This is a genomic window from Yersinia sp. 1252 StPb PI (genome assembly GCF_048593885.1).
GTDB classification, from domain to species: Bacteria; Pseudomonadota; Gammaproteobacteria; order Enterobacterales; family Enterobacteriaceae; genus Yersinia; species Yersinia enterocolitica_E.
Window position 1 is genome coordinate 1 of the sequence record NZ_JAZGQE010000110.1, and the last position, 16292, is coordinate 16292.

Genomic DNA, 16292 nt, shown 5'->3' on the forward strand with positions numbered 1-16292 from the left:
GATTAAAACTAATGGAATTACTTTCAAACCTTCTACCTGTCAACTTTTCCTGTCAGCCATTCTGGCCAGTGAGCATCACTGGTGTAGCGAGCTGTAGCGTCTTTATTCTTCCATCTTAAATACCCGTCATACTTCAAGCTGCATCTGCGTTGGCTGCGTTCAATCACCCGAATCACTTACTCATGTAAGCTCATCGGGGGTCTCTTGCTTAGCGCCTTCCTGCAACTCGAATTATTTAGGGTATAAAAAAGTTTATACGCCAAGTGAGTTTCTATTTCTTACGGCCTGCGCATGTCTATTCCTTGTGAATAGGGCATCGAATTAGGATAACCGTAACAAATAGACCTTAGCGTGCGTTTTACCCGTCATTTTTCAAATAGCAGGGATGTTGGCCACTCATTACTCGGCCGTCCATGGGCCTCGCCTCTTTGAGGCCGCTGCTTGCACTTTGAAATCGATAGGGTAGCTGTGTTAGGAGAAGAATGATGATTTATTGGATATTTTTAGGTTTAGCGATTGTCGCAGAAATTATCGGCACGTTATCAATGAAATATGCCAGTGTCAGTGGTGAGATGACCGGGCATATCGTGATGTATTTTATGATAACCGGTTCATACATTTTACTGGCTCTGGCAGTGAAGAAAGTCGCGCTAGGCGTGGCCTATGCCCTGTGGGAAGGGATTGGCATCCTGATTATTACTGTTTTTAGCGTGCTGTGGTTTGATGAAAGCTTATCACCACTGAAAATTGCCGGTTTAGTGACCTTGATCGGCGGCATAATGTTAGTGAAGTCAGGGACGCGTAAGCCGAAGAAACCAGGCAGCCCGCACAACAATTCAGGTGAGCAGCATGCAACAGCTTGAGTTTTACCATATTGCGTTTCTGATTTTGGCGGTCATCCTGGAAATCATTGCCAATATCTTGCTGAAAATGTCAGATGGTTTTCGCCGGGTATGGTTAGGCATACTATCACTGCTGTCAGTGTTAGGGGCATTCAGTGCTTTGGCACAAGCAGTGAAAGGCATTGAATTATCAGTAGCTTATGCCTTGTGGGGCGGGTTCGGTATTGCCGCCACTGTGGCCGCGGGTTGGATTTTGTTTAATCAGCGTCTGAACTATAAAGGCTGGATTGGCCTGATTTTGCTACTGGCCGGCATGGTGATGATTAAGCTGTCCTGATATCCCCTTTGTACTTGAAGCTGCAGGGGGTTGGCTGCGCGCGCAAACCCGAATCACTTACCGGTGTAAGCTGATCGGGATTTGTTTGCTGGCCGCCTACCTGCAACTGCAATTACTTTGGCTATATCGAGTGACAGTTTTTAATCGAAGCTGATAAGCGGGGAAATGTACTGAATGGGTCCTTATTTGTTTAAAATACAAGGGGCGCGAGCCGTCAGAGTGCCCATCAGTGCCGTCGCCCCGCAGATCGCAAAATCAAATAGCCGCAATAATTTTGATTTCAACTTTGTACTTCGGATTCATCAATTTGGCTTCGACGGTACAACGCACTGGCGCATTGCCATCAACCACCCAGGCATCCCACGCCGCATTCATCGCCGCGAAGTCCGCACTGTCTGCCAGAAAAATGGTGGCATCCAAAATACGGCCTTTATCTGAACCGAGCTGATTCAATATCATATCTATTGCTGCCAGCGTGTTGGCAGTTTGCGCCGTGGCGTCTGCATCCAGATTTTCCGGTACGCTGGTGTAATAGATAGTGTTGTTAAATACCACAGCATCTGACCAACGTTTTTCTGGATTAATTCGTTCAATACTCATTTTCACTCCCTTGTGTGAATGTCAATGTCAGTTATCAGTAGTAGGGTAGCATAGCTTGTGATGAGAATGTGTGGTCGCGGGGCGATAGGCTTGGCATAATCACCGCTGATTTCGCCCGGAAGAGAACGCGTGACAGACGATTTTGCAACAGACGGCGCATTAGCGCAGGCCATTACAGGTTTTAACCCCCGAGAGTCTCAGCGCCGAATGGCGGCGGCCATCAGTGAATCTATTGATGCCAAACAACAATTGGTGGTAGAGGCAGGTACCGGTACCGGTAAAACATTTGCCTATTTGGCGCCCGCACTGCGTGCTGATTGCAAAGTGATTATCTCCACAGGTTCGAAAGCGTTACAAGATCAGCTCTATTCGCGTGACTTACCCACGGTAGCGACTGCTCTCAAATACAAAGGGAAGCTGGCCTTATTAAAGGGGCGCTCAAACTATCTTTGTCTGGAACGGCTTGAACAGCAATCATTGGCCGGGGGTGAATTAGCCAGTGAGACATTGGTTGATTTGGTTCGTTTGCGTGGCTGGTCAGCCGAAACCATCGATGGTGATATCAGTACCTGTGGCCAGGTGGCTGAGGATAGCTTTGTCTGGCCGTTGGTCACCAGTACCAATGATAACTGTCTGGGCAGTGATTGCCCGCTGTATAAAGATTGTTTTGTGGTGAAAGCCCGCCGTAAGGCGATGGATGCAGATATAGTGGTGGTTAACCACCATCTGTTCTTGGCGGATATGGTGGTGAAAGAGAGCGGTTTTGCCGAACTGATCCCCACCGCAGATGTGATGATTTTCGATGAAGCCCACCAGATCCCCGATATTGCCAGCCAATACTTTGGTCAGCAACTGACCAGTAGACAACTAATGGATTTGGCAAAAGATATTATTATTGCCTATCGCACCGAAGTGCGCGACTCCGCCCAATTGCAAAAAAGCGCCGACCGTCTGACGCAAAGCACGCAAGATTTCCGTCTGGTGCTCGGCGACCCGGGGTATCGCGGCAATTTACGTGATGTACTGGAACAACCGGCGATTCAGCGGGCGTTGCTGTTGCTCGATGATGCGTTGGAGCTGTGTTATGACGTGATGAAGCTTTCCCTTGGCCGCTCAGCTATGCTGGATGCCGCTTTTGAACGTGCAACGGTGTATCGCAACCGCCTTAAGCGTTTAAAAGATGTCACTACACCCGGCTACAGCTATTGGTATGAGTGTAATTCACGCCATTTCGTACTGGCGTTGACACCGCTGTCGGTTTCTGATCGTTTTCGTGAGCTGATAGAAGAAAAACCGGGAAGCTGGATTTTTACCTCTGCCACACTGTCGGTTAATGATCAGTTATCACATTTCACCTCAAGGTTGGGGCTAACGAACGCCAAAACGCTACTCCTGCCCAGTCCGTTTGATTACGCCAATCAGGCATTACTCTGTGTGCCACGCAATTTGCCTTCGGCGAATGAACCTGGGGCTGCCCGTAAACTGGCGGTGATGCTAAAGCCACTGATTGATGCCAATAAAGGGCGTTGCTTCTTTTTGTGTACCTCACACCAGATGATGCGTGGTTTAGCCGAAGAGTTCCGCGCCAGTATGACGCTGCCCGTTTTGGTGCAAGGTGAAACCAGCAAGGGGCAGTTGCTGGCACAGTTTGTAGCAGCAGGCAATGCACTGCTGGTGGCGACCAGCAGTTTCTGGGAAGGGGTGGATGTGCGGGGCGACGCGTTATCTTGTGTCATCATCGACAAACTGCCGTTTACCTCACCGGATGACCCTTTGTTGAAAGCCCGCATCGAAGATTGCCGTCTACGTGGTGGTGACCCGTTCAATGATGTGCAATTGCCTGATGCCGTTATTACCTTGAAACAAGGTGTGGGGCGTTTGATTCGTGACATCGACGATCGCGGCGTGCTGGTTATCTGTGATAATCGCCTGGTGATGCGCCCTTATGGCGCGATGTTCCTTAATAGCCTCCCGCCAGCACCCCGCACCCGTGATTTGGCGAAAGCCATCGCTTTTCTCAAGCAACGCGATTAAGGGAAAAGCGAGGAGGGGTGTGCTATCATGCGCGCCCTGTATTGAATTCATACTCTTTTCCTGCCGAGGTTGGCATGTCCACGCGAATTTTAGCGATCGATACCGCAACAGAAGCATGTTCTGTTGCATTGTGGAATAACGGCGAAGTTCAGGCGTTGTTTGAGCTTTGTCCACGGGAACACACCCAACGAATCTTACCGATGGTGCAGCAAGTACTGGCTGAATCGGATTTATCACTGACGCAACTCGATGCATTGGCCTTTGGCCGTGGCCCTGGTAGCTTTACCGGTGTTCGTATTGGTATCGGTATTGGTCAGGGATTGGCTCTGGGCGCCGACTTACCAATGATAGGTATTTCCACCTTACAGACCATGGCTCAGGGGGCATTCCGTCTGACAGGTGCATCTCGCGTATTGGCAGCGATTGATGCTCGTATGGGGGAAGTCTATTGGGGTGAGTTTGAGCGTGACACACAAGGCGATTGGCTCGGTGAACAGACTGAGGCAGTAATGACGCCAGCACAAGTCTTGGCACACGTGCCATCACTGAGCGGCCATTGGGCCACAGTAGGCACTGGCTGGCAGACGTATCCTGATCTGGTTAGCAGCGATAATGTGGTGCTGACTGACGGGCAGATGCTACTGCCGCAGGCAGAGGATATGTTACCACTGGCATTATCATCATGGGCGAACGGGCGGATGGTGAGTGTGGAAAATGCCGAGCCAGTGTATCTAAGAAATGAAGTGACCTGGAAAAAACTGCCAGGCCGTTAGAACTGACCTGCGCCACGGAAATGTGAAAAATTAACGATATAGCAACTTGTCATCCTGTTTAGAGTCTAAAATATTCAGATAGCTATAGATATGATAAGGAGCAGCACACGATGGCGATAAATACGTCAACAACTCAATCTATAAAGAATAGAAGCCGTAAATGGACGTGTGGCTGGCTAGGATTGGGCGTTTTGCTTCTGTCCGGCTGTGTTACTGTCCCGCCAGCTATTCAGGGTACCACTGCGACGCCGCAGCAAAATCTTAATTTGGTTCGAACCGATCCGAAGGTCTTTGTAGGCCAGGAGGCGCGTTTTGGTGGGACCGTCATCAATGTGGCCAATGAAGCGCATCGCACCCGGCTTGAAATTGCCAGCGTACCCTTAGACTCGGGTGCCAGACCTATTTTGGGTGAGCCGTCACAAGGGCGAGTGATAGCCTATGTTAATGGTTTCCTTGAGCCAGTTGATTTTCGTGGTCACCTGGTGACCGTGGTTGGGCCGATTACCGGTGTTGAAGCCGGTAAAATTGGGATGACGCCGTATGACTTTGTGGTGATAAATGCCACAGGTTACAAACGTTGGAATCTTGCACAACAAGTTATGATGCCACCGGCAATGGGCCCGTGGGGTTATCACAACCCTGGGATGTGGGGGCCGGGATGGGGTGGTTGGTACAACCCGGGACCAGCACAGATTCAAACTATTGTTACGGAGTAGGTAGTCTGACCGGTTTCAATTGCTGCCAGATGTTAGGGTGTAATGGCATGAAGGGCGCTGAATTCAGCGCCTTTTTCACGTCGATAAAACATAAAAGATTCTATAATCAAAGGGTTATGGTTTTAAATGCTAGAGATCGCCTGTAATATTTTGATTTTATTGAATTTTAATGGGCGGCATTGGCTGCCTTAGTTATTTTTGAGATCCCGGCGCCAGAAAATAGTGACGTATATCCCAACCTCAAAATTGTTTGAAAGCAAACTGGTAAGCTGAGTTAAAATATTGTTAAAGTTCTGATGTGAATTTGCGTCTTACTCTGGCGATCAATAATAATTTCAGGAGTGCTACCTTGGAAAAAGTATGGCTAAAGCGTTATCCGGCAGATGTCCCCGCAGAGATTGACCCGGATCGCTATTCTTCTTTGGTGGAAATGTTTGAGAACGCCGCACTGCGTTATGCGGACCAACCTGCGTTCATCAATATGGGGGAGGTGATGACCTTCCGTAAGTTGGAAGAGCGTAGCCGTGCTTTCGCCGCCTATCTACAGCAAGGTTTAGGGTTACAAAAAGGTGACCGTGTGGCCTTGATGATGCCCAACCTGCTGCAATATCCCATAGCTTTGTTTGGTATTTTGCGTGCGGGTATGGTGGTGGTGAATGTTAACCCGCTGTATACCCCGCGCGAGTTAGAGCATCAACTGAATGACAGCGGAGCTGTGGCAATCGTTATTGTCTCCAACTTTGCTCACACGCTGGAAAAGATCGTTTTTAAAACCCAGGTTAAACATGTCATCTTAACCCGCATGGGTGATCAGTTGTCGACGGCCAAAGGGACGCTGGTTAATTTCGTGGTGAAATACATCAAGCGACTGGTACCGAAATATTATCTACCCGATGCTATCTCGTTTCGCACTGCGCTGCAAAAAGGTCGCCGTCTGCAATATGTTAAGCCGGATATTATCAATACTGACCTGGCATTTTTGCAATATACCGGAGGTACGACGGGGGTGGCGAAAGGCGCAATGCTGACACACCGCAATATGCAGTCGAACCTGGAGCAGGCGAAAGCGGCTTATGCACCTTTGCTGCAACCCGGCCACGAGCTGGTGGTCACGGCACTCCCCCTCTATCACATATTTGCTTTAACCATGAACTGCCTGCTGTTTATTGAGTTAGGTGGGCGCAGTTTATTGATAACCAATCCGCGTGATATTTCGGGAATGGTAAAAGAGCTAAGTCGTTATCCATTCACCGCCATGACGGGTGTAAATACGTTATTTAATGCTTTGTTGAATAATGAAGAGTTCACCAAGTTAGATTTCTCCACACTGCGCCTTTCTGTGGGGGGCGGTATGCCAGTGCAGAAAGCGGTTGCTGAACGATGGGAAAAACTGACCGGGAAACATCTGCTGGAAGGTTATGGTTTGACCGAGTGTTCGCCGTTAGTGACGGGTAATCCTTATGATTTGAAACACTACAGTGGCAGCATTGGTCTGCCTGTCCCTTCTACCGATGTTCGGCTGGTGGATGATGAGGGTAAAGACGTTGGATTGGGCGAACCGGGTGAACTATGGGTGCGTGGTCCACAAGTTATGTTAGGCTACTGGCAGCGGCCAGAAGCGACGGATGAAGTACTGAAAGACGGTTGGCTGGCAACTGGCGATATCGCAACCCTTGATGAACAAGGTTTTTTACGTATCGTTGATCGTAAAAAAGATATGATTTTGGTCTCTGGTTTCAACGTCTACCCCAATGAGATTGAAGATGTGGTAGCGTTACATCCGAAAGTGCTGGAATCTGCTGCGGTTGGCGTGCCTAATGAGGTCTCTGGCGAGACGGTAAAACTGTTTGTCGTGAAAAAAGATGCCTCACTGACACCTGAAGAGCTGCTAACCCATTGCCGCCGCTACCTTACAGGGTATAAAGTACCGAAAATAGTAGAGTTCCGCGACGAGTTGCCGAAATCCAATGTCGGCAAAATTTTACGTAGGGAACTGCGTGACGAACAAGTTAAGGCTAAAGGTAGCAACCAAGACGCAGCCTAACTTAACGGCGTCACTCAATCATCATCAACAACGCCGGTCATCGCCGGCGTTGTTGTGTTTGTCATAGACTAACGACCAAGAGAATCACGTTTTGAATTATCAGTTGATCACGACCAATAGTGCGTTGCAGCAGGTCTGCGAACAAGCCCGGACACATGCTCATGTCGCGCTGGATACGGAATTTGTCAGAACGCGCACCTACTATCCTCAGTTGGGCCTGATTCAACTGTATGACGGTGAACAACTTTCACTCATAGACCCCTTGCCCATCACTGAATGGCAACCTTTCAGTGAGCTACTGCAAGATTTGAATGTGGTGAAATATCTGCATGCTGGTAGCGAAGATCTCGAGGTGTTCTTAAATGCCTTTAGCCGGATGCCAACGCCGATGATTGATACTCAGGTATTGGCGGCATTTTCTGGTCGAACCCTGTCTTGCGGTTTTGCCATGCTGGTAAATGAGTTTGAAGGTGTTGAGCTAGATAAAAGTGAATCACGTACCGACTGGATTGCCCGTCCACTCAGTGAAAAACAGTGTGATTATGCCGCCGCTGATGTTTTCTATCTATTACCTTTGGCAGCTAAATTAGTGGAAGCCACCGAGGCTGCTGGGCGAATGGATGCAGCGATAGATGAATGCCAACTGCTGTGTCGCCGTCGCAGTGAAACACTTGACCCTGAGCTGGCCTACCGTGAGATAACCAATGCCTGGCAGTTACGTGGCCATCAGTTGGCATGTTTGCAGAAGCTGGCGGCATGGCGCTTGCGTCAGGCGCGTGAGCGTGATCTGGCGGTTAACTTTGTCGTGCGTGAAGAGAATCTGTGGCAAGTCGCCCGTTATCAGCCAACCTCGCTGGGTGAGTTAGATTCCCTTGGCCTGAGTGGACAGGAGATTCGCTATCACGGGCGTACCTTGTTGGCGCTGGTGGCTGAGGGGAATGCTGTACCGGAAGAGCAGCTCCCGCAACCGGTAGCTAATCTGATCGACCAACCCGGCTACAAGAAAGTCTTTAAAGATATTAAAGCGTTGATCCAGTCAGTCAGTGAACGTAGTGGACTGAGTAGTGAGTTACTGGCGTCACGTCGTCAAATAAACCAATTACTCAGTTGGCATTGGAAACTAAAATCAACTGACACTCAGCCTGAATTATTAAGTGGCTGGCGGGGCGATTTGTTGTCTACGGAATTGGCTGAGATTTTGCAACAGTATTAATCGATATTCAGAGTGGGGTGGGCTTCACTCTGGGTGTTTCAATTTTAATTCATAAGTACTTTATGACTAATTGAAATAGAGATTGAGATTTTTCTTGTTTCAGTGATAGATATATCGAATAGTACAATAGGCTGGATATATATACAGTTAACTAAATGAAAGTACCCCCTGTAAATAAATACAGGGGGTAGTTATTGCGAAGAAATCATTTAGGCGTTTCTTCCGTTTCCGGTAATGTCACGTTAAGTTCAAGTACCGAAATATCATCCCCTTTCTGCTCGAATTGCACATGCAGCATTTCAGGATCGATCTGTATATATTTACAAATAACCGCCAAAATATCGCGTTTCAAGTCAGGCAAATAATGGGGCTCACTGTCCCCACGACGACGCTCAGCGACGATAATTTGCAGCCGTTCCTTGGCTATATTGGCTGTCGGTTTTTTGCGGGACAGAAAAAAGTCTAACAAAGCCATGGTTTATCCCCCAAAAAGGCGTTTCAGGAAGCCCTTCTTCTCTTCTTCGATGAAGCGGAAGGGGCGTTCTTCTCCTAGCAAACGGTCAACGGTATCGTCATAAGCTTTACCGGCATCTGACTCTTTGTCCAGAATCACTGGCTCGCCTTGGTTCGAGGCGCGCAATACAGATTGATCTTCTGGAATAACGCCAACCAGTGGGATCCTCAGAATGTCGAGGACATCTTCCATGCTAAGCATATCGCCGCGATTAACACGCCCAGGATTGTAGCGGGTCAACAGCAGATGTTCTTTAATTGGATCCTGGCCATTCTCTGCGCGACGCGACTTGGAGGACAGTATCCCGAGGATGCGGTCAGAGTCACGAACCGAGGAGACTTCAGGGTTAGTGGTAATAACGGCTTCGTCAGCAAAATAGAGCGCCATCAAAGCACCGCTTTCGATACCCGCAGGGGAGTCGCATACCACAAACTCGAAATTCATATCGCCAAGATCGTTTAAAATCTTTTCAACACCCTCTTTGGTCAGGGCGTCTTTGTCGCGCGTCTGAGAAGCAGGCAGGATATACAGATTATCTGTACGCTTATCTTTTATTAATGCTTGGTTCAACGTGGCATCACCTTGAATCACATTAACAAAATCATAAACTACCCGGCGCTCACATCCCATGATCAAGTCTAGATTCCGTAGGCCGATATCGAAATCGATAACGACGGTTTTTTTACCTTTTTGGGCCAAGCCGGTTGCGATAGCCGCGCTTGATGTGGTCTTGCCAACGCCCCCTTTACCCGATGTAACAACAATAATGCGTGCCATGAAATGGATTCCTTGTCAAAAGGGCTTAATTTAAAGGTTGTATAGTTAATGCGTTATCCAGCAGATGCAGACGTGCGGCCTGACCAAAATACTCACGCGGGATCTGGTCACTTAACCAGTACTGCCCCGCGATAGAGACGAGCTCAGCGCCTAAATGTGTGCAAAAAATCTGGCATTGGGCATCCCCGGATGCACCTGCTAGCGCACGGCCTCGCATCATTCCATAGATATGAATATTGCCGTCGGCAATTAATTCAGCACCGGCACTGACACTGCTGATAACAATCAAATCGCAATTACGGGCATAAATCTGTTGGCCGGAACGGACAGGTGTGTTGATGATACGTGTCTTGGTCGGCGCGTTTTCCGGCGGGCTGATAACCGGCTCGGGTGCCATTTTCTGGCCTTTACCCTCACTCAATAACGGCAAACCTGCACGTGCTATCGCCCGTTTTTGACGCTCATCCTGACAACCACTGATGCCAACAATACGCAGACCTGCTGAAGTGACAGCCTGTTGGAGATCTTTCCAGTTAGCACCGTTTGGTAACGTTGCAACGTTAATCACAACAGGGGCGTTTTTCAGGAAAGCGGGGGCTTGATCCACCTTTTCCTGCAATGCCTGACGGATTACCTCCGGTCGTGAATCGTGTAAATGAACGACCGATAGGGTAAAACTACTGCCTTTTAACTCAATTGGCGATTGTGACATCTATCCTGACTCAGTTTCAGCTACGTTTAATCCCCAAAATACCACTCGGGGTACAATATTCTGATGTTCCCAAGCATGTTATAGGTAATATAAAGATAAATCTATCCGTATCAATATATTGAAATCTTAAGGCCATAATGTCTTCAATCTGACAAGAAATTACAGCATAACTTCCGCTTATTCGCTAGCCCTGACCTGCCTATATTTGGCGGTTATCACTCCCACCGTTAAATTGTGTATTTTTTCAACAAACAAACATGCTGATGGCGGGTTTGACGTCGCCCATAAAAGTGGCCATTTTTAATCAGAGATGGGTCATTTTTTTATCAGATGAAGTTGTTTTTTATAAAATAGAGTAATGACTCACCATTATTATCACTTTCAAGATGATGAAATAGAGATATTGAGTGTGGTTATTATCGACTTAGTGAAATACCTCACACTATTATTTCAGAGAAATCTCACCCAGTAATCTGTGTATCACCACATTGCCGCTGGCATGGATAATTAAAGCTGAGTGATAAATGGCACTAATCAGTGCTATTTTTAATGATTCTATGTTGAGAATGATAATCATTTTGTGATATTTTGCGGTTTCTGCATCAATCCATCTGAGGGACATCAACGATGAAAAGGAATTTCATCCCACTATCATTTATCTGTGTTATGGCTTTACCTGTTGCATTTACTGCATGGGCTGACTTTGGCTATCACGCCGAAATCCCAAAAGACAGTAAGGTTCCCACCGATTATCTTGAAAAACGTAAGGCGCTTGGATCGGTGGCGCCAAGTGCTGAGTCATGGCAAAAGCAATTGGATGAGGAGAAAGCGCGGATAGATGCCGAAGCGGCAAAACGGGAAAACGACAAGCAGGCTAAATGCCAACAGCAAGAACATTACCCACCTCGGCGCGCCGAAAATGATAAACGTCAATATGCGGTATCTGATCCCTGTGCTAGCAGCATAGGCATCAATATCTATTGATATCCCAGGCATCTGAGCCAGGCTAGCGTGTTATAATACTATGCTAACTATACCCGTCATACTTCAAGCTGCATGTGCGTTGGCCGCCTTCTTGTAATTCGAATTATTTAGGGTATATACAGTCTCATTATTGAATTCATCAAATAGAGTCCAGAACATGCTGTGTGCTATCTATAGAAGCCCGAAACGGGATCAAACCTACCTATATATTGAAAAGAAAGATGATTTTTCCAGGGTGCCGGCTGAATTACTTACCAGTTTTGGCAAGCCACAATTTGCGATGCTGCTTTCATTAAATGAACGCAAAACGTTGGCAACAGCGGATGTCGAGAAGGTAAAAAGTGCACTCATTGAGCAGGGTTTTTATCTGCAAGTCCCACCGCCACTCGAAAGTTTGTTGAAAATGCACTTGGGCGATACTAACGTATAACGTTGATTTTCATCAAAACTGCCTAGCGTGATGGCATCCATCACAACCCTCAGGTGGATGTCCATGTATCAGCCCCGGTTGATTTTATATTTCCAGCTTCCTCTCTGGTTGTTGTTTTACACAGGAATGCGTCGATGAAATTGTCAATGATTGCAGTTGCTCTGGTGACGCTCATCTCAGTGGGATGTGCCAATAAAAATGCTGCGGCCCCGATTGCGGCCCCAACACCAGCAACCGCGCCACAAACTATGCTGAATTCACCACCGGCTGCGGCCAAGAGCAGTACTAAAATGACATTATCTCAGCAAGGGCGCGATCCGGCGCAGTTTCCTGCTTATGTCGAACAATTAAAGGCCCAAGCTCGTGCAAAGGGGATCAGCGAGGCTACGCTTGATAAAGCGTTTGCCAATATTCATTTTGTTGACCGAGTCATCCAGTCAGACCGCAATCAGTTAGAAAAGAAAGTCACACTGGATGATTACCTGACCAGAGTTCTGACTGAGGCGAAAGTCGCGCAAGGTAAAGAGATTTATCAGCGCTATCAGCCTCAGTTATCACAAGTTACTGCGCGCTATGGTGTGCCTGAGCGTTACATCGTGGCGCTGTGGGGCATGGAAAGTGGGTTTGGCAAGTTTCAAGGTAAAGAGGATGTCATCTCTGCCTTATCAACCATGGCATTTGAAGGACGGCGTGAGGCATTCTTCACTAAAGAGCTGATAGCTGCATTGCAAATCATTCAGCAAGGCAAAGTTGATGACCCCGAGTTGAAAGGATCATGGGCTGGTGCGATGGGGCAGAGCCAATTTATGCCTAGCTCTTTCCTGACCTATGGCGCTGACGGGGATGGCGATGGGAAAGTTGATATTTGGAATAATATCGATGATGTCTTTGCTTCTACAGCTAACTATCTGTCTACTGAAGGTTGGAAACCGGGTGTTGATTGGGGCCAGGAAGCGACGCTGCCTGAAGGATTTGATATTAAGCTGGCGGGCTTAAAAGACAGCCAAGCCAAAAGCGTCGCCCAATGGCAGCAACTCGGGGTAATGGCGATACCCGGCGCTAACTTTGCCAACTCAGATCTACGGGCTTGGGTCATCGTACCTGATGATGTGCAAGGACGGGCGTTTCTGGTTTATGATAATTTTCGTACCATTATGCACTGGAACCGTTCTTACTATTTCGCTATCAGTATTGGTATGATGGCAGATAGCGTAAGTCAATAATGTCTGCGAACACCTAATCGTGGTATGGCTTGGTTGTGTCGCTGCGGCCAGAGCCAATCAAGATGTAAATTCAGACAGGATGTTAATTCAGGAGAGGCAGTATGTATCAACATAGAGACTGGCAAGGGGCTTTGCTGGATTTTCCAGTGAGTAAAGTGGTTTGCGTTGGCAGTAACTATGCCGAACATATTAAAGAGATGGGGAGTACTGTGTCAGCTGAACCGGTGCTGTTTATTAAACCTGAAACAGCGCTATGCGATATTCGCCAGCCGGTATCGATCCCGAAAGAGTTCGGTGAGGTACACCATGAAGTAGAATTGGCCGTTTTGATCGGTACTCCGTTAAAACAAGCCAGTGAAGACCGAGTGGCACGCGCAATCGCCGGTTACGGTGTAGCATTGGATTTGACACTGCGTGAGCTGCAATCTGGCTTGAAAAAGGCCGGTCAGCCGTGGGAGAAATCGAAAGCATTTGACGGTTCTTGCCCGATCTCCGGTTTTATACCGGTGGCGGAGTTTGGTGATGCGCAACAGGCTGACTTATCGCTTATCATTAACGATGAGGTCCGTCAGCAAGGCAACACGCGCGATATGATCACCCCCATTATTCCGCTAATCAGTTACATCAGCCGTTTCTTTACTTTGCGTGCTGGCGATATCATTCTGACGGGCACTCCACAGGGCGTCGGGCCGATGAAATCAGGCGATATGCTGAAAGTTATGCTAAATGGTAAAACGCTGAGTACCCGCATAATCTAAGAGCATCGCTGCCGCTTATGCCATTAGGCTGGGCGGCAACACTTGCATCTGACCGCCAAAGCGTCTATAACGACCCGCTCATTTATTCACACCGGATACCGATATGTCACAACTTCCTTTTTGGCAACAAAAAACACTCGCTGAAATGTCAGATAGTGAATGGGAATCACTGTGCGACGGATGCGGCCAATGTTGTTTGAATAAACTGATTGATGAGGACACGGATGAAATCTATTTCACCAATGTGGCCTGTGATCAGCTCAATCTCAAAACCTGCCAGTGCCGTAATTATGAGCGCCGCTTTGAATTAGAAGAAGACTGCATCAAGTTAACCCGAGAGAATTTGGTAACGTTTGAGTGGTTGCCACCCACCTGTGCTTATCGGATGGTGGGCGAGGGGCGTGGCCTGGCGAGTTGGCATCCACTGTTAGCCGGTTCAAAATCTGCGATGCACGGTGAGCGGATCTCGGTACGCCATATTGCCGTACGTGAGAGCGAGGTTATCGACTGGCAAGACCACATTTTGAATAAACCGCAGTGGGCCAGATAACCATTGATATATATGTAATTTATATTGAAGCCTGTCAGACAACAGATGCCTATTCAGACGCCAGATATGGCATACTAACGCCGAAATTTAACCAAGAAACTTAATAAAATGAAATATTCAACGTTGGCCGCTGTTATCATCGGCATATCTGCTACTTTAGGTAGCATTTCGCACCAGGTTCAGGCCGCTGGGGCCTCATTGATAAATCTTGATTGTAAATTGAAAGAAGGAGGCAGTCTGACCGCAGTGTTAGACGGCCCGAATCAGCAATTGACCATTGATAAATCAGTGTTCCAGTTTGTAAAAGTTAATCCAGAAGGTCAGGGCGAGGCGTTAATATTCCAAAATGCCAACAGCCAGGAACAAGTTATTGCTTCTCTCAATATTTCCGCGCTGCCAATCCGTTTGGCGGTGGTTGATGGTGAGCAGGCTAATCAGTACATTTGTACCCATACCACAGCTTAACTAGTTTATAATCGAATTAAAATGAGGCTGCCTTATGGTGGCCTTTTTTCGTTGTATGACCATTTATGGCTGTAAATTTGATTAAACCACTGGATGGATTAGTCCTTAGTCGACGCTGAAGTTACCCACAAAGTAGTAATGTGAGTCCTCCATCTGGAGAGTTAAATAGCTTGATTGATAACACCGCGATAGTTTCGGCTTCTGCAATTATTGAGAAGGGTGCGGTGATTGGTGCGAATGTACAGATTGGTCACTTTTGTTACATTGGTTCTCAAGTCACTATTGGTTCCGGCACGGTGCTTAAATCGCATATTGTAATTAATGGTATTACCGAGCTTGGATGTGACAATAATATTGGACAATTTTCCTCTATTGGAGAGGTTAATCAGGATCTTAAGTACCAGGGTGAGCCTACCCAGGTTATCATTGGCGACCGCAATTTGATTCAGCAAAATGTCACGATACACCGTGGCACGGTTCAAGGACAGGGTATAACACGTATCGGTAATGACAATAGTCTGATGAATCATGTGCATATTGGCCATGACTGCATTATCGGTAACCACTGCTTATTGGCATCGAATGTGGGATTAGCCGGACATGTAGAGGTCGATAATTTTGCCATTATCTGCGCGGCCAGTGCTGTGCACCAGTTTTGTGTTATTGGCACTCATGCCTTGGTCAATGAAAGTGCCTGCGTGGTGCAGGATATCCCCCCTTATGTGATTGCGGGCGGTAATCGCGCCGTACCGGTGGGTATCCGAGCAGCAGGAATGGGGGGCGACTGGTTGAATAGTGATGATTGCCAGGCGGTTCAAAACGCCTATCAGCTTATTTATCATACCGGTAAGTTGGTGGCGGATGTCAGTCAGGACATTGAGGTCTTGGCCAGAGAATGGCAAATACTTCAGCCTTATAAATCTTTTTTCTCTCGCTCAGCGCGTGGGATTATCCGTTAACTACGCATGGCTCGATTTCAGCACTAAGTCCATGAAAAATGGCACCACATCGGTGCCATTGATAGATAAAGAAGCAGTGAGGTTTTTTCTGCATTTTAGGCAGAAAGCGATCATTTACTGTTGCTATTGCCAATTTTGTGGTTGCTCCCGCACAAAAAATCTTATTAACCATTTGAAATTGTTGTCTAATTTTTTATTGGCACCACTCAATTGTGCATTGCCATATTCTTCTTGAAAAATCGTCTGACAGATAAATCAAATAGATAATCATTAGACCAATGATCAAATCAATCACGATTATTATCCGATCATTTTACCTTGATGGTTCGTTTCGATATATAAAAAACAAATAATATAACTG

The 16292-nt window shown here is 47.3% G+C and carries 18 protein-coding genes; 14 read left to right on the forward strand and 4 right to left on the reverse strand.

What is annotated here, in order from left to right; genetic code table 11:
* The first annotated feature begins 485 nt into the window (after positions 1–485).
* Complete coding sequence (mdtJ, locus tag V2A85_RS15435) at positions 486–863, forward strand: multidrug/spermidine efflux SMR transporter subunit MdtJ (protein ID WP_372559893.1); 378 nt, start codon at positions 486–488, stop codon at positions 861–863.
* Positions 850–1179 carry a multidrug/spermidine efflux SMR transporter subunit MdtI gene (gene mdtI, locus V2A85_RS15440; RefSeq protein WP_005163022.1) on the forward strand — a complete coding sequence of 110 codons (330 nt, stop codon included), beginning with the start codon at positions 850–852 and terminating at the stop codon, positions 1177–1179. Before mdtJ ends, mdtI begins: the two co-directional genes overlap by 14 nt.
* A 255-nt stretch (positions 1180–1434) precedes the next feature.
* Here the strand turns inward: mdtI and V2A85_RS15445 are convergent, their stop codons facing one another.
* Positions 1435–1779, reverse strand: coding sequence for a RidA family protein (locus V2A85_RS15445; protein ID WP_372558926.1), 345 nt, complete (start codon positions 1777–1779; stop codon positions 1435–1437).
* Between the two features lie 129 nt (positions 1780–1908).
* On the opposite strand from V2A85_RS15445, the gene V2A85_RS15450 reads away from it, so the two are divergent.
* The 5 genes from V2A85_RS15450 to rnd all read left to right on the forward strand — a co-directional run bounded on the left by V2A85_RS15450 (position 1909) and on the right by rnd (position 8559).
* On the forward strand, positions 1909–3813 hold the full coding sequence (locus V2A85_RS15450) for an ATP-dependent DNA helicase (RefSeq protein ID WP_102970416.1): 1905 nt from the start codon (positions 1909–1911) through the stop codon (positions 3811–3813).
* A gap of 74 nt (positions 3814–3887) precedes the next feature.
* The gene (gene tsaB / locus V2A85_RS15455) at positions 3888–4586 is read left to right on the forward strand and encodes a tRNA (adenosine(37)-N6)-threonylcarbamoyltransferase complex dimerization subunit type 1 TsaB (RefSeq protein WP_420071781.1); all 699 of its coding nucleotides are present in this window, start codon (positions 3888–3890) and stop codon (positions 4584–4586) included.
* A 110-nt stretch (positions 4587–4696) separates the two neighbouring features.
* Entirely contained in the window at positions 4697–5302 is a 606-nt protein-coding gene (locus V2A85_RS15460) for a Slp family lipoprotein (protein ID WP_420071782.1), read from the forward strand.
* Between the two features lie 349 nt (positions 5303–5651).
* Positions 5652–7346 (forward strand): long-chain-fatty-acid--CoA ligase FadD, encoded by a 1695-nt coding sequence (gene fadD, locus V2A85_RS15465; protein ID WP_372558929.1) that lies wholly within the window; start codon positions 5652–5654, stop codon positions 7344–7346.
* A gap of 91 nt (positions 7347–7437) precedes the next feature.
* A complete protein-coding gene (rnd, locus tag V2A85_RS15470; protein ID WP_372558930.1) occupies positions 7438–8559 on the forward strand; it encodes a ribonuclease D in 1122 nt (373 codons plus the stop codon).
* Positions 8560–8764: 205 nt separating this feature from the next.
* On the opposite strand, the gene minE is transcribed toward rnd, so the two are convergent.
* Genes minE through minC form a run of 3 tightly spaced genes read right to left on the reverse strand, consistent with a single transcriptional unit; the run spans position 8765 to position 10562 of the window.
* Positions 8765–9034 (reverse strand): cell division topological specificity factor MinE, encoded by a 270-nt coding sequence (minE, locus tag V2A85_RS15475; RefSeq protein WP_002211180.1) that lies wholly within the window; start codon positions 9032–9034, stop codon positions 8765–8767.
* 3 nt (positions 9035–9037) lie between these two features.
* Positions 9038–9850 carry a septum site-determining protein MinD gene (gene minD / locus V2A85_RS15480; RefSeq protein ID WP_005190923.1) on the reverse strand — a complete coding sequence of 271 codons (813 nt, stop codon included), beginning with the start codon at positions 9848–9850 and terminating at the stop codon, positions 9038–9040.
* Positions 9851–9875: 25 nt separating this feature from the next.
* On the reverse strand, positions 9876–10562 hold the full coding sequence (gene minC, locus V2A85_RS15485) for a septum site-determining protein MinC (RefSeq protein ID WP_083158986.1): 687 nt from the start codon (positions 10560–10562) through the stop codon (positions 9876–9878).
* A 627-nt stretch (positions 10563–11189) separates the two neighbouring features.
* Between minC and V2A85_RS15490 the strand changes: the two genes are divergently transcribed.
* The 7 genes from V2A85_RS15490 to lpxA all read left to right on the forward strand — a co-directional run bounded on the left by V2A85_RS15490 (position 11190) and on the right by lpxA (position 15931).
* Complete coding sequence (locus V2A85_RS15490; protein ID WP_420071783.1) at positions 11190–11546, forward strand: hypothetical protein; 357 nt, start codon at positions 11190–11192, stop codon at positions 11544–11546.
* 157 nt (positions 11547–11703) lie between these two features.
* The gene (locus tag V2A85_RS15495; RefSeq protein ID WP_372558932.1) at positions 11704–11976 is read left to right on the forward strand and encodes a YcgL domain-containing protein; all 273 of its coding nucleotides are present in this window, start codon (positions 11704–11706) and stop codon (positions 11974–11976) included.
* 134 nt (positions 11977–12110) lie between these two features.
* Positions 12111–13199 carry a lytic murein transglycosylase gene (locus V2A85_RS15500; RefSeq protein ID WP_420071784.1) on the forward strand — a complete coding sequence of 363 codons (1089 nt, stop codon included), beginning with the start codon at positions 12111–12113 and terminating at the stop codon, positions 13197–13199.
* A gap of 101 nt (positions 13200–13300) precedes the next feature.
* Entirely contained in the window at positions 13301–13957 is a 657-nt protein-coding gene (locus V2A85_RS15505; RefSeq protein ID WP_372558934.1) for a fumarylacetoacetate hydrolase family protein, read from the forward strand.
* 103 nt (positions 13958–14060) lie between these two features.
* Positions 14061–14507 (forward strand): YcgN family cysteine cluster protein, encoded by a 447-nt coding sequence (locus V2A85_RS15510; RefSeq protein ID WP_005190942.1) that lies wholly within the window; start codon positions 14061–14063, stop codon positions 14505–14507.
* Positions 14508–14615: 108 nt separating this feature from the next.
* Positions 14616–14972, forward strand: a complete 357-nt coding sequence (locus tag V2A85_RS15515) for a hypothetical protein (protein WP_083158982.1) — start codon at positions 14616–14618, stop codon at positions 14970–14972.
* Positions 14973–15142: 170 nt separating this feature from the next.
* Positions 15143–15931, forward strand: coding sequence for an acyl-ACP--UDP-N-acetylglucosamine O-acyltransferase (gene lpxA / locus V2A85_RS15520; RefSeq protein WP_372559894.1), 789 nt, complete (start codon positions 15143–15145; stop codon positions 15929–15931).
* Positions 15932–16292: the final 361 nt, after the last annotated feature.

What these genes read in the sequence shown, in the direction of transcription:
- V2A85_RS15500 (WP_420071784.1), top strand. Translation starts at nt 12,111, where the DNA reads ATGAAATTGTCAATGATTGCAGTTGCTCTGGTGACGCTCATCTCAGTG.
- minD (WP_005190923.1), bottom strand. Translation starts at nt 9,850, where the DNA reads ATGGCACGCATTATTGTTGTTACATCGGGTAAAGGGGGCGTTGGCAAG.
- V2A85_RS15460 (WP_420071782.1), top strand. Translation starts at nt 4,697, where the DNA reads ATGGCGATAAATACGTCAACAACTCAATCTATAAAGAATAGAAGCCGT.
- mdtJ (WP_372559893.1), top strand. Translation starts at nt 486, where the DNA reads ATGATTTATTGGATATTTTTAGGTTTAGCGATTGTCGCAGAAATTATC.
- V2A85_RS15490 (WP_420071783.1), top strand. Translation starts at nt 11,190, where the DNA reads ATGAAAAGGAATTTCATCCCACTATCATTTATCTGTGTTATGGCTTTA.
- mdtI (WP_005163022.1), top strand. Translation starts at nt 850, where the DNA reads ATGCAACAGCTTGAGTTTTACCATATTGCGTTTCTGATTTTGGCGGTC.
- V2A85_RS15515 (WP_083158982.1), top strand. Translation starts at nt 14,616, where the DNA reads ATGAAATATTCAACGTTGGCCGCTGTTATCATCGGCATATCTGCTACT.
- minC (WP_083158986.1), bottom strand. Translation starts at nt 10,562, where the DNA reads ATGTCACAATCGCCAATTGAGTTAAAAGGCAGTAGTTTTACCCTATCG.
- V2A85_RS15505 (WP_372558934.1), top strand. Translation starts at nt 13,301, where the DNA reads ATGTATCAACATAGAGACTGGCAAGGGGCTTTGCTGGATTTTCCAGTG.
- minE (WP_002211180.1), bottom strand. Translation starts at nt 9,034, where the DNA reads ATGGCTTTGTTAGACTTTTTTCTGTCCCGCAAAAAACCGACAGCCAAT.
- V2A85_RS15445 (WP_372558926.1), bottom strand. Translation starts at nt 1,779, where the DNA reads ATGAGTATTGAACGAATTAATCCAGAAAAACGTTGGTCAGATGCTGTG.
- V2A85_RS15495 (WP_372558932.1), top strand. Translation starts at nt 11,704, where the DNA reads ATGCTGTGTGCTATCTATAGAAGCCCGAAACGGGATCAAACCTACCTA.
- V2A85_RS15510 (WP_005190942.1), top strand. Translation starts at nt 14,061, where the DNA reads ATGTCACAACTTCCTTTTTGGCAACAAAAAACACTCGCTGAAATGTCA.
- tsaB (WP_420071781.1), top strand. Translation starts at nt 3,888, where the DNA reads ATGTCCACGCGAATTTTAGCGATCGATACCGCAACAGAAGCATGTTCT.